Source organism: Oceaniferula spumae, assembly GCF_042849255.1.
In the GTDB taxonomy this organism is placed as follows: domain Bacteria; phylum Verrucomicrobiota; class Verrucomicrobiia; order Verrucomicrobiales; family Akkermansiaceae; genus Oceaniferula; species Oceaniferula spumae.
Window position 1 is genome coordinate 589,811 of the sequence record NZ_AP026866.1, and the last position, 12,635, is coordinate 602,445.

The following is a 12,635-nucleotide window of genomic DNA, read 5'->3' on the forward strand; positions in this document are numbered from 1 at the left end:
GTCTGTTTTAGCCTGCGTCTTTGCGGTGCGTGGGTCGTTCGTAGGAGGTGTAGAAATAGACGCCACATCCTAACACCGCCGCAGCGAGCCCGCCCCAGAAGAACACCCATCCATTCACCATGTTGATGGTTTTGGCGTAGTAGAGTCCGCAAATAGCACTGCCTATCAATCCTCCGATGCCATTGGTCAAGGTGCCCAGCAGCGCCTGAGCCTGGCTCCTGATCTCTGGCTCTACGCGTCTGTTGACCAAAATCTGGCCCGTCACATAGTAGAAAGTATAACACGGGCCGTGCATCGCGATGCCCAGCCAGATCCAAGTGAGACTGCCACTCCAACCTGCAAGGGCATATAACAGATAGCGAACCAGCGCAAAACCGATGGCGATGATCAACACCCAGCGCAAGCGCCACTTGGCTAACAGTCCGCTGAGAACCAGCATCGCAACAATTTCCGTCACCTGCCCCAGAGTCATGGAGGCTACAGGATGAGTGTCACCCAACTCCTTCAGGTGGATAGGAGTATACATGTAGAATGCAGCCAGAGGGATCGCAAATAGTATCGAGGTAATCAGAAAAACACGTAAACCACGATCGTTGAAGAGCACGAGCGCATCGAGACCAAAGTATCTCCGCCAGTTCCTAACGGCGACATTGTTTTCACGTTTCCCCAGAGGCAAGGTCTCAGGCATCATGAAACATGCCAATCCTAACAGAACCCTCACTCCCGAAGCAATCATGCCCGACATCGGAGCGCTGTCCAAGGCGAAGAAACTCACTGTCAGACCAGCCAGAATCCAGCCGATGGTTCCCCAGATCCTATACAACGGAAAGGCTCGCTCGGGATTGTCCAAGTTAGCCAAAGCGACAGTGCTGAGCAGGGCCCACATGGGAGCGGATATCAGAGCGTTCATTGTTTGGAACGCGATGTATGCCCACGGCCCCCACCCACTATAAAGTGAGTAAAACGACAGCCCCAAGAATCCAGCACCTAACAAAGAAAGTGTGCCCATGAGCTTCTGAGCTGAAAAGCGGTTGTCCGCCATCGAACCAAAAATCAGTGGAGAAAACAATGAAGCCAGCGGTCCAGCCGCGAACGCGTATGGTAACACCCACTCAGCATCCTGCTCTTTCAGGATGTTTGGTAATGAAGTGAGCCATAACCCAGGAGCGACGGAAATCAGGAAAAAAGCCATGGCAATCCACCACGCTCCTCCTTTTCCTATTCTCGCTTTGAGTCCTGACACGCGGTGCTTTTAATCGCCAATTTTCAAACTCCAACTACGAAATATCGGGAATGTAATTCATTCTGCGAATGAGCTTCGCGAGCCCCTGAAATTAAGGCTTTTCAGAACATGGCACAATATTTGCTAAATTAATCGTGAAACCTCTACAGTTTGCCGTTAAATACAGGCGCGCCGCATTCGCTGCGTCAATCCATGCCACCACCAGCATTCCAACAAGGCCTGAGTCAGAACATGTCTCAGCAGCAGACTTTGTCGCCACAGATGCGTCAGAGCCTCGAGATATTGCAGGCAAACACCATGGAGCTGACACAGCTCATTAGTCAGGTCGCAGAGATGAATCCGACTCTTGAAGTTGGCGAGGAAAATGAACAACTCGATGATACTTTGGCCCCCGACGCCGAACACGATCTGGAAAATCTATCCGAGTTCGATGACACTTGGCGCGAGGATCAGATCCTCATGCACGGCAATCAGCAATCGTCCGGAAGCGATGATGAACTGCGCGACTTCTTGTATAACTCCATCGTTGCTCCCCAGACACTACAGCAACATTTGGTCGATCAGCTGAACCATGCCGCAGTGGACGATGAAAAACATGCCGCTGCGGAGTATCTCATCGGATGCATTAATGACCGAGGATTCCTGGATGACACTTTGGAAAACCTGGTCACCGCATCCCCCTTCGAACTCAAACAGATCCGCTCTGCCCAATCTCTGATCCAAGGGTTTGATCCAGCTGGGGTTTGTGCGGAGAACTTGACCGAGTCACTGCTTCTTCAGCTTCAGCTGTTAGGCCGCGGCAATTCTTTGGAGTCACGCATCATCGACCAGCACCTTGATGATCTGGCACGTCATAAATTTTCAGATATCGCCCGGGCTCAGGGAGTTTCTCAGGAAGCGGTGGTGGAAGCTGCCGACCGTATCGCGCAATTGAATCCCGATCCGGGTGCCGCGTTCGATGCGACATCGAACCCTCATGTCCTCCCCGATCTCCAAATCCTCAAGGACAGCGATGGAAACTACTACGCGAAGCTTACCAACGAGTTCCTCCCTACCCTGCGGATCAGCAATCACTACAAGGATCTGTTAGCCAAACTGAACTCAGATCCTAAAGCTCGAAAATATCTGAAGGACAACATTCACGAAGGTCGCCAGATCATGAGCGCTGTCAGCCAAAGGCAGGAAACTCTGCTAAAGATCGGAAGTGAAATCATACTGCGCCAGCCCGATTTTCTGGAACATGGTCGAGGTAAGTTACGACCAATGACGATGCATGACATTGCTGAAAAAATAGGTGTGCATGCAGCCACGATTTCTCGTGCGGTATCCGGAAAATATATCCAAACGCCCCACGGCCTGATGGATTTACGAGCCTTCTTTGCCTCCGGCTATACCACCCAGCAAGGAACAGAAATTTCTAACACGGGTGTGCGCGAAGCCATCCAGCAACTCGTCGCCGCCGAGAATACCGCCAAGCCGCTTTCGGACACAGCCATCGAGAAACAGCTCAAGGAAAAAGGCATCAAAGTCGCCCGCAGAACCATTGCAAAATACCGCGATCAGTTAGGAATTCTACCGTCGCATTTACGCAAGCGGCATTCGTAGCTCGCCGGTTTATTTCTGAAAGGCCTCTGGAATAAATGAGGCATCGGATGCTTCTTCCACTGCCAACTGAATCTGAGCATTGATGACAGCTGGTGAGATGGGTGGCAGATACCCTTGCAGGCAACCTTCCAAAGCCTCCTGCGCTGAGCATTCCTCGGTGATCATTCGGCGCCGGGCTTTGACCGCAATCGATTCAGCAGCCCCGGGAGTAAGCAGCTCTGGAAGTTTACCTAACAAGCCAGGTTGGGTTTCGGCTCCAAGCGGAATTTCCAAGCCTCGGCGTTTGCATAGGGCTCGTAGTAATTTCCATGCCTCATCTGGGTTGGCGCAGGGAAACAGAGGGATTTTCACGTCGATTCTGCCCGGACGTTTGAGGTCGACTTCGATTAAGTCAGGCCGACTCGATGCCAACACCCAAAGGATTTTTCCACGGTTACGAGTGTCTGACATTTCCTTCGCCATCATTGAGTAGACTCGGCTAGACACGCCAGAGTCACCAGAACCTGAGGCTCGACGACCGAGCGCCTGATCAGCTTCGTCAATGAATACGATGCAGCGTCCGAGAGCGTGCAGTAGAGAAAATATTTTTTCCAAATTTTCCTCGGTGCTTCCTACCCACCTATCACGGAAATTTTTCAAGGTCACCACCGGCACACCGGCCTCACCTGCTAGACATTCAACGAGGTAAGTTTTGCCGGTGCCAACCGGGCCACAGAATAAGTAACCCATCGGCATAGATTCCAAGTCATCCTTTTTCCACAGAGCAATATCTTGGCGCAGCCAGTCCTTTACACCGTCCAGTCCTATGACTCCTTCGAAATTCCGGTCAGGTTCAACGAACTCGATCAGTCCGCCACAGTCACGCTCTACTAATGCTCGTTTCAGCTCGGACAAATCCGACTCCTCAAGCGGCTTCTTGGCATGCTCCCTACGAAGTAGCAGGATCTCCACCGAACTCAGCGTGGAACCTGTTAGTCGGGCAGCTGGCTTAGCGAAATCAGCGCGGAAGTTCAGAAGAGCCGTTGGACAACGCTGATAGAGCATTTCCAGTGCGATGGTCATTTCTTCCTTCGATGGCAAAGGAACCTCCACCGCACTCACCCGTGGACTCCGCGAGACTAGAGGGTGCAAGCCGTTGAGGTTCTCAGATATCAGGAATGCTGCCTGTCCATGCTCCTGTAGCCGCATATCAGCCGCCCAGCTTCTCAAAATGGAAGCCATCGCATTCAGTTCATGGTTGTGGGAATTAGGAATCGCTGGACAAATTAAGTGAGCCTGCCGAATTAACACCGCCACCTTCGGACTCTCGGCACCCACGGCTTGAAGGTTTTTACAATACTTCAGATAATGGGTGAGCACCCGCACCGCCGCAAGAGGCGCATCGGGCAAATTCATTCCGTCTTTCACACTCGGCCATTTGGAAAAGATCTCCCCTCCCCGCTCAATCCGCAGGCCTTGTCCGGGATCGTAGCTGAGGATGACATCGAAGCGCGGCAGAAGTGCGTCCATGATAAAATCCTGAAGTGAACTAAGCCGGGCCGCACTTTTGTCAGGCACTAACAAGCGGTCGTTGACGTTGCCGTGAAGCACAAAACATCCGGCGGCTCCGCTTTCGTAATTACCAACAATTTCAGACGCCCAGTGAGGAATTTTCATACGCATGGGCATCCAACAGCATGTAAGCGCACTTGTCAGGCACAAAGCGGCGACACGAAAAGAAAGCAAACTACTTCCGCTTTCCTGTTGTGACATTCCAAGCCTGTGCGATTCTACCGAATCTAGAGAAACTCCCTACATGCAGAAAAAGATAATTATCATAGGTGCCGGCCCTGGAGGTCTAACCAGCGGCATGATCCTGGCACGACGCGGTTACGATGTGACCATTTTGGAAAAGTCATCCGTGATCGGCGGCAGGAATGCCCCCATCCAGGCAGGCGACTACACCTTCGACACAGGCCCAACATTTCTGCACCAGAAGTTCACTCTCGATGAGGTTTTCGCCGAGTGTGGCAGGAAAGCGGAGGACTACATGGACTTCGTCAAACTCGACCCCATGACCACACTTACCTGGGGTGATGTTTCATTGGAAACCAGCTGCGATCAGAAAACCATGACTCGCAACATCGAAAAGGCATTCCCCGGCGAGTCTGAAAACTACCAACGCTTCATGGCGGATCATGCGGAGAAATTGCGCACGATCTTCCCCTGCCTGCTCAGCCCCTATCACAAGCTCAGCTCATACTTACGGCCGCACATGCTGAAGGCCCTGCCTTATGTGGCTACTAGGAAGTCAGTGATGGACGTGCTCAGCGAGTATTTCACCGATGAACGACTCAAGTTGGCATTCACTTTTCAGGCCAAGTATCTCGGCATGTCTCCATGGAATTGCCCTGCCCTGTTTAGTATTCTTTCCTACATCGAATACGCCCACGGCATCTATCACGTGCAGGGCGGCCTTTCTAACATCTCCGCCGGCATGGCGAAGGTCTTCGAGGAGGAAGGTGGAAAAATCCAGCTGAACACCGAAGTCACCGAGATCACTTACCATGGTAAAAAAGCGGCGACCGTCAAACTCGCCGACGGCTCTTCCGTGAACTGCGATGACCTGATCGTCAATGCCGACTACGCCCATGCGCGCAACACCATTTTCGGAGCGAAGAACGAAAGCCGGGAGTCGCTGAAGAAAAAGAAATACTCCTGTTCCACTTTCATGCTCTATCTGGGACTGGATAAAATCTATCAGGACGAGCCGCACCACCACGTGCTCTTCGCCGAGGACTACCACCAGAACCTGCGCGACATCCAAGGCGAGCGCATTGTCTCTGACGACGCCTCCATTTACATCCGGAACTCCAGCGTCACCGATCCCACCGTCGCCCCTCCAGACCATTCTCAGATTTACATTCTGGTGCCTACCATCAACACCCGGCACGAAAACCCATGGGAAGAAAACCAAGAGGCCTACCGGAACCAAATCCTCGATCGCATCATTGCCAAGACCGGCATGAAGGATCTGCGCGAACACATTGTGGAGGAGCGCTGCATCACGCCGCACGGCTGGGAGCAGGCTAACATTTTCATGGGAGCCACGTTCAATCTGGCACACACGATGGATCAGATGCTTTACCTGCGACCACAGAACAAACTCAAAGGCTTCGAAAACATCTACCTCGTCGGCGGTGGAACCCATCCGGGCAGCGGACTTCCCACCATCTATGAAAGCGGCCGGATTTCCGCCAATTTGATCTGCGAGTCCTACGGCAAGAAACGTGAACGGGTCGACTTCGCCACCGATATTCTCAGCGCCACAGCCGGATAGATCATGATCTACCAACTTCACCGCGAACAACTGCTACCCTGCTCACTGGACGATGCTTGGGAGTTTTTCTCCACTCCACGGAACTTGGACAGGCTGACTCCGGATTCGGTCGGCTTCAAGATCACCCACTGCGAGTCAGAGACGATGCATGAGGGGCAAATCATCGGTTACAAAGTAAAAGTCGCACCGATGATCTGGGTCACTTGGCTGACGGAAATTACTCTGGTGGACGATCGGAAAACGTTCATCGATGACCAACGTGTCGGCCCCTACAAAGTCTGGCATCACACTCATCGATTTGAGGAAAAAGAAGACGGTGTTCTGATGACGGACGATGTCACCTACGTGTTGCCTTTCGGCATTTTTGGTCGGCTGGCCAACGCGCTATTTGTTAGAAGGCAGCTCAATCACATCTTTGATGAGCGGGCGCGGTTGACCGATGCCATTTTCAGCCCATGAAGCGCTTCAGCCATTTGATTTTGTCGCCGTAGGGCGGCATCAGCTCGAAGAAATCCGGCAGCCATGTGCCACGCTTCACCACGGCCCGCTGATAGGTAAAGGCACGAACTCCGGTCTTGCCGCGATACCGACCGTGGCCACTCTCCCCTACACCACCAAACGGCAGATTCAGCTGCGCGCCCTGCTTCATCGTATCGTTGATACAAACGCCACCGGACCGAAGTGACTGCATCATTTTTTCATCAAAGGCAGATTCGTCAGAAAACAAATAAAGCGCCAAGGGCGAACCATACTCATTGAGCTGCGCTAACAAGTCATCCGCATCGGTGAAAGTTAACACCGGTAAAATCGGCCCGAAGATTTCCTCCTTCATCACCTCATCCTGCCAGCCGACATCGGTCATGATTCGCGGTGCCATCTGGAGGGCTTCGGCATGATCCTCACCGCTCTTGATCGGGTCTTTCTCGCTATAGCTGCGGACAAGCTCTTGCAGGCGATCATAGTGCTTCCGGCTCACGATGTTAGACATTTCCTGTGGCCATGGCGTGGACTCCATCACTTTTTGAAACTCAGTGATCAGCTTGGCTTTCACCGATTCATGGACGACCACGAAGTCGGGGGCAAAACACGTCTGGCCACCGTTGAAGAATCTGCCTGCGAGGATTCGCCGAGCGGCCGTTTCAAGATCAGCGGATGGGTGCACGATGCATGGGCACTTACCTCCGAGCTCAAGGATGGTCGGAGTCAGGTGCTGCGCCGCTTTCTTCGCCACCACTTTGCCAATCTGAGTGCTGCCGGTGAAGAAGATGAAGTCGAATTGTTTTTCTAACAATGCCTCAGCCACCTCGGCATCACCGGTGACCACACTGACGAGTTCGGAGTCGAAGGATTCAGCGATGATCTCTACCAAGGTCTGCTCACAGCTGGTGGTGATTTCTGAAGGTTTGAGGATGACCGTGTTTCCTGCAGCAATGGCGGCGATCAATGGGCTTAGCGACAGCTGGATCGGATAATTCCACGGCGCCATGACCAGCACTGCGCCAAACGGTTCGTGTCGTAATTCGCTCGAGCACGGCTGGAAATACACCGGACTTCTAACGCCCTTCGGTTTGAGCCATTTCTTGAGCTTCTTTCTCACCAGCCGCACTTCTTGCAGCAGGAAAAAATACTCAGCTAAGTAGGCCTCCACTTCGGGTTTCCCCAGATCCTTGGCGAGTGCCGCGAGAATTGCGGCGCGTTTGGAAACGAGCACTTTTTCCAAGCCAGCCAGAGCGTCACGCCGAGCCTCGATAGAACGTGTTCTCCCTTCGGCAAAATACCGTTTCTGCGCGCTTAAGATCGAATCGATTGTTGTGTCAGTGGAATCCCCCATAATGTGATAGACTATAAATCTGACGCTAAAGCCGCTGCCATCGTTGACAAGGTGTTATTCACGGGAATGATAGTGTTATGCCAGCCACTAGCGTTTCAATCATCGGTTCAGGCCTAGGTGGCTTGTCCGCCGCCATCTCACTCCGCGCCGCTGGCTATGAGGTCGATGTCTTTGAGAAAAACGCCCAGATCGGAGGCAAGTTGAACGTGATGGAAATGGACGGCTTCACCTTCGATCTCGGCCCGTCGATTTTCACCCTGCCCCAATTTTTCGAACAGCTCTTCGCGCGCGCTGGCAAGAAGATGGCAGACTACGTGCAGCTCGATGCCGTGACTCCGCACTGGCGCAATTTTTTCGAACACAAGGAAACCATCGATCTCTATCAGGAGCCAGATTTGATGCGAGCCGAGCTGAGCAAATTGCCAGGCGATCCGGACAAGCACTGGCAGGAACTGCAAGATTTCCTACAATACGGTAGAGACCAATATGAAATCGTCAACAGCGGTTACTTTGACAAGGGACTCGACAACCTCTGGGAGTTCATCCGCCACTACGGCTTCAGTCTGTTAGGTGGGAAAATTGATTACCGGAATACTATGTCGGAGTCGATCCACGAACGGCTGACCGATCCCCAACTGCGCACCATCTTCGAGTATTTTATCAAATACGTCGGCTCCTCTGCTCTCGATTCTCCAGGTTACATGAACCTGATCCCGATCATCCAGTTCGACTACGGACTGTGGTATGTCCGCGGCGGCATGTATAATCTGGCCAAAGGCTTGGGCAAACTGATGGAAGAAATGGGCGTAAAGGTGCACCTGAACGCTGACGTGGCAGCAATTAAAAAACAGGGCAAAAAAGTCAGCGGCATTCGTCTGGCCGATGGCACCGTACACGCCAGCGACATCGTGGTCAGCAACATGGAGGTCATCCCCACCTACAAAAAACTCCTGCACGAACCGGAGAAGTTCACCAAGAAGTTAGAAAAATTCGCCCCGGCCTGCTCGGGCATCGTCTTGCACCTCGGCACCAACAAAACTTTCCCCCAGCTCGCACACCATAACTTTTTCTACTCCGAGAATCAGCACAAGCACTTCGATACCGTTTTCCAAAAACACCAAATCCCCGAGGACCCCACGCTCTATGTGGTCGCCCCCACACGCTCCGATCCCAGCAAAGCCCCCGAAGGCTGCGACAACATTAAGATCCTGCCCCACATCCCACCGCTACAAGAAGGCTCCGGCATCACTCACGAAGACTACGTGGCCCTGAAAGACCGCTGTATCGATAAGATGGAGCGCAGCGGTATCACCGGCCTGCGCGAGAGCATCGTCACCGAGGACCTGCTCACTCCGCTGGACATCGAACGCATGTATCGCTCGAACCAAGGCTCCATCTACGGCGTGGTCACCGATTGGAAAAAGAACTACGGATTCAAGGCTCCCAAAACCAGCAGCAAGTATCAAAACCTCTACTTCACCGGCGGCAGCACCAACCCAGGCGGAGGCATGCCCATGGTCATCCTATCTGGCCAAAACTGCGCCGACCGCATCATCAAACGCCACCCCATCAGCTGAGTTCCTATTTTCGAACATGCTATTGCTGATCCCCATCATTTCGATTCTTTGCGCCCCCGCCATCTGGGTGATCTTCGGCCGTCCTCGCTACGTGCCCATTTTGGGAAATGCAGCCTCCAGACCCATCTCAGTGATCATCCCAGCGCGAGATGAAGAGGAAAACATTCACACGCTGCTAACATCACTGAACGAACTATCGATCAAAGCGCACGAAGTCATCGTGGTCAATGATGGCTCCACAGACAGAACCGCTGAGATCGCGCGTGAGCTGGGTGCCATCGTATTGGAATCCAAACCTCTGCCTACCGATTGGAAAGGCAAACCGTGGGCATGCCAACAAGGCGCAGAGCATGCCACCGGTGAATGGTTGTTATTTCTCGATGCCGACACTCGGCTAGAACCAGACGCCATCGCCCAGCTCCGCCATCTAACCAATCAAGAAAACCACGTGTTCTCCATCTGCCCATGGCACACCGTCAAACGTCCCTACGAGCAGCTCTCTGCCTTTTTCAATGTCCTCATGGTGGTCGGAATGAACGCCTTTGGCATGAATCAAAAATCCAGCGACGATACCCGACTCGTCGGGCAATGCATGCTAATTCCAAAAAGCGTCTATCAGGACTGCGACGGCCATGCAGCGGTCAAATCCGAGATCCTCGAGAACTTTCATCTATCAAAAGTCCTAAGATCCATGGGCGTCAAGCGCAGCTGCTACCTCGGCAAGCACAGCATCACCATGCGCATGTTCCCCGGCGGTTTTACAGAGCTGTGGAGGAGTTGGAAAAAAGGATTCATCTCAGGTGCCGCTGAGGTGCCACCAGCTACCATGTTCTGGACCTCGGTGTGGATCACGGGCATGATGACGGCGACTGTTGCCCTATGTCACTTTATCGTGACAGGTGCCTCCCCCCTGTTGTTATCACTGTCCATCGCGGCCTACCTCATCCACGCGCTACAATGCCTGATTGTTTTCAAACGTGTGGGATCGTATTCATGGCTCGGTGCCCTGCTGTTTCCGGTCGCCCTGATTTTCTATCACATTCTGTTTTTCACCGCCATCATCGATCAGAAACGTGGCAAACAAACCCAATGGAAAGGACGAGAAGTCAGCTGACATGTGGATCGAACTACCCAACCTCTGGATCGCCATCATCAACACCCTCGGCATCCCCGCCACCCACATGCTCCTCGCATGGGGCAGCACCCGCCTGCCTCAGCCATGGTTTCGAAAGAACCCAGAGGAAACCCAGCAGAAGAGAGCACTTCAGCAGTTTCTGATAGAAAAAGTCTTCCACATCCGCAGCTGGAAAAAACACCTCCCAGATGCCGCACCCATGTTCAAAGGCTTTCCCAAGGCCACCATGCAGTCCAAGGAACCCGCCTACCTGCGCAGCTTCATCGCAGAGACCCGCCGTGGGGAGTTTTCTCACTGGCTGCAAATGTTCGCCATCCCCACTTTCATCATCTGGACACCATGGCCAGGTAACCTGATCGTGATCCTCTGGGCCGTCATCTCCAACCTCCCCTGCATCCTCAACCTCCGCTACACCCGACAGCGCATGTGTCATTTTCTCCACAAACTTTCATCCCCATAAGCTATGTCTAACACCACCATCGTCTGGTTCCGCCGAGACCTCCGCCTGCACGATAACCCCGCCTGGAATCACGCCGTGAACGAAGGCGGCCCCATCGTGCCCGTTTACATCCACTGCCCCAAAGAAGAACGCCCATGGCAGCCAGGCGAAGCTTCTAACTGGTGGCTGCACCATGCCCTAGCCGACCTCGATTCGCAGCTTGCAGAACACGGATTGAAACTAATCATCCGAGATGCAAAAACCACACAGCAAGCCTTGGAAGAAATCATCCACGAAAGCGATGCCCACACCGTCTGCTGGAACCGCTGTTATGAACCCATCATCGTCAAACGCGATAAGCAGGTGAAAAAAATGCTGCAAGAATCCGACATCGAAGCACACAGCTTCAATGGATCGCTACTGTTAGACCCATTAAAAATCGCCAATAAATCCGACAAACCTTACCAAGTTTTCACCCCATTCTGGAAACATTGCCGCGACTTCGAAATCGCCGAACCAGAGACAGCAAACCTGAAAAAATCCAAAGCCAAGAAAGTAGAGAGCAATGCACTAGAGTCCCTGAACCTACTCCCGGAAATCCCATGGGACAAAGGCATGCAGGATTTCTGGAAACCCACTCGAGAAGGCGGCATGAAGCTCTTGAAAAAGACAGCCAAGAAAAGCAAAGACTACGATGCCCAGCGCGATATCCCGATCGAGGACGGCACCAGTCGACTTTCCCCCTACCTCCACTTCGGCCAGATCAGCCCGCGTGAGTTTTTCCACCACATCCGCGACAATGCCCCCAGCAAAGAAAAAGCCGACACCGGCGTCCTCCGCCAGCTCTACTGGCGCGAGTTCTCCGCCCACCTCCTCTTCCACTTCCCCCACAGCCAAGACAGCGCGCTGAAGCCGGAATATGAGCAGTTCCCATGGGACTTTAACGAAAAGTTTCTGCGAGCCTGGCAGAAAGGCGAGACCGGCTTCCCAATCGTCGATGCCGGCATGCGCCAGCTCTGGCACACCGGCTGGATGCACAACCGTGTCCGCATGATCGCCGGCTCCCTGTTAGTCAAACACCTGCTCCAGCCCTGGCAAGAAGGCGCCCGATGGTTCTGGGACACCCTCGTCGATGCCGATCTCCCTAACAACTCCATGGGCTGGCAATGGGTCGGCGGCTGCGGTGCCGATGCCTCCCCCTACTTCCGCATCTTCAACCCCATCACCCAAGGCGAGAAATTCGATCCCGACGGCGACTACGTTAGAAAATGGATCCCCGAACTCGCCGAACTCCCGAAAGAGTTCATCCACATCCCCTGGGGAGCCCCCGCCGAAGCCCTCAAAGCTGCCGGCATAGAGTTAGGAAAAGATTACCCCGAACCAATATTCACCCACAAAGAAGGCCGCCAACGCGCCCTTGACGCCTACGAAAAGTTCAAGGAAATCAAAGAGAGTTAAACTGAAACTCTAAGACTAAATTGAACAT

10 protein-coding genes are annotated in these 12,635 nt (G+C 53.2%); 7 read left to right on the plus strand and 3 right to left on the minus strand.

The window, feature by feature from the left end; all coding sequences use genetic code 11:
• Nucleotides 1–7: 7 nt before the first annotated feature.
• Nucleotides 8–1,243, minus strand: coding sequence for an MFS transporter (locus ACSPJT_RS02575; protein ID WP_435894808.1), 1,236 nt, complete (start codon nt 1,241–1,243; stop codon nt 8–10).
• Between the two features lie 192 nt (nt 1,244–1,435).
• Between ACSPJT_RS02575 and rpoN the strand changes: the two genes are divergently transcribed.
• Nucleotides 1,436–2,848 carry an RNA polymerase factor sigma-54 gene (gene rpoN, locus ACSPJT_RS02580; protein ID WP_435894809.1) on the plus strand — a complete coding sequence of 471 codons (1,413 nt, stop codon included), beginning with the start codon at nt 1,436–1,438 and terminating at the stop codon, nt 2,846–2,848.
• Between the two features lie 9 nt (nt 2,849–2,857).
• Here the strand turns inward: rpoN and ACSPJT_RS02585 are convergent, their stop codons facing one another.
• Nucleotides 2,858–4,504: an ATP-binding protein gene (locus ACSPJT_RS02585; protein ID WP_435894810.1), complete on the minus strand. Its 1,647-nt coding sequence runs from the start codon at nt 4,502–4,504 to the stop codon at nt 2,858–2,860.
• Nucleotides 4,505–4,643: 139 nt separating this feature from the next.
• Here ACSPJT_RS02585 and ACSPJT_RS02590 point away from each other — a divergent pair, with 139 nt between their 5' ends.
• The gene (locus ACSPJT_RS02590; RefSeq protein ID WP_435894811.1) at nt 4,644–6,167 is read left to right on the plus strand and encodes a phytoene desaturase family protein; all 1,524 of its coding nucleotides are present in this window, start codon (nt 4,644–4,646) and stop codon (nt 6,165–6,167) included.
• A 3-nt stretch (nt 6,168–6,170) separates the two neighbouring features.
• A complete protein-coding gene (locus ACSPJT_RS02595) occupies nt 6,171–6,626 on the plus strand; it encodes an SRPBCC family protein (RefSeq protein WP_435894812.1) in 456 nt (151 codons plus the stop codon).
• Here the strand turns inward: ACSPJT_RS02595 and ACSPJT_RS02600 are convergent.
• A complete protein-coding gene (locus tag ACSPJT_RS02600) occupies nt 6,616–7,998 on the minus strand; it encodes an aldehyde dehydrogenase family protein (protein WP_435894813.1) in 1,383 nt (460 codons plus the stop codon). The two genes, ACSPJT_RS02595 and ACSPJT_RS02600, sit on opposite strands and share 11 nt — an antisense overlap.
• A 77-nt stretch (nt 7,999–8,075) precedes the next feature.
• On the opposite strand from ACSPJT_RS02600, the gene ACSPJT_RS02605 reads away from it, so the two are divergent.
• The 4 genes from ACSPJT_RS02605 to ACSPJT_RS02620 are packed head-to-tail and all read left to right on the plus strand — an operon-like array spanning nt 8,076 to nt 12,607.
• Nucleotides 8,076–9,575, plus strand: coding sequence for a phytoene desaturase family protein (locus ACSPJT_RS02605; protein WP_435894814.1), 1,500 nt, complete (start codon nt 8,076–8,078; stop codon nt 9,573–9,575).
• Nucleotides 9,576–9,591: 16 nt separating this feature from the next.
• Nucleotides 9,592–10,689, plus strand: coding sequence for a glycosyltransferase (locus ACSPJT_RS02610; RefSeq protein WP_435894815.1), 1,098 nt, complete (start codon nt 9,592–9,594; stop codon nt 10,687–10,689).
• The gene (locus ACSPJT_RS02615) at nt 10,649–11,170 is read left to right on the plus strand and encodes a hypothetical protein (RefSeq protein WP_435894816.1); all 522 of its coding nucleotides are present in this window, start codon (nt 10,649–10,651) and stop codon (nt 11,168–11,170) included. The genes ACSPJT_RS02610 and ACSPJT_RS02615 overlap by 41 nt, the downstream gene beginning before the upstream one ends.
• A 3-nt stretch (nt 11,171–11,173) precedes the next feature.
• Nucleotides 11,174–12,607 carry a cryptochrome/photolyase family protein gene (locus tag ACSPJT_RS02620; protein WP_435894817.1) on the plus strand — a complete coding sequence of 478 codons (1,434 nt, stop codon included), beginning with the start codon at nt 11,174–11,176 and terminating at the stop codon, nt 12,605–12,607.
• The last annotated feature ends 28 nt before the right edge of the window (nt 12,608–12,635 follow it).

Excerpts from the sequence above, each read along its gene's own strand:
- rpoN (WP_435894809.1), top strand. The coding sequence starts at position 1,436 with ATGCCACCACCAGCATTCCAACAAGGCCTGAGTCAGAACATGTCTCAG.
- ACSPJT_RS02585 (WP_435894810.1), bottom strand. The coding sequence starts at position 4,504 with ATGAAAATTCCTCACTGGGCGTCTGAAATTGTTGGTAATTACGAAAGC.
- ACSPJT_RS02590 (WP_435894811.1), top strand. The coding sequence starts at position 4,644 with ATGCAGAAAAAGATAATTATCATAGGTGCCGGCCCTGGAGGTCTAACC.
- ACSPJT_RS02595 (WP_435894812.1), top strand. The coding sequence starts at position 6,171 with ATGATCTACCAACTTCACCGCGAACAACTGCTACCCTGCTCACTGGAC.
- ACSPJT_RS02600 (WP_435894813.1), bottom strand. The coding sequence starts at position 7,998 with ATGGGGGATTCCACTGACACAACAATCGATTCGATCTTAAGCGCGCAG.
- ACSPJT_RS02605 (WP_435894814.1), top strand. The coding sequence starts at position 8,076 with ATGCCAGCCACTAGCGTTTCAATCATCGGTTCAGGCCTAGGTGGCTTG.
- ACSPJT_RS02610 (WP_435894815.1), top strand. The coding sequence starts at position 9,592 with ATGCTATTGCTGATCCCCATCATTTCGATTCTTTGCGCCCCCGCCATC.
- ACSPJT_RS02620 (WP_435894817.1), top strand. The coding sequence starts at position 11,174 with ATGTCTAACACCACCATCGTCTGGTTCCGCCGAGACCTCCGCCTGCAC.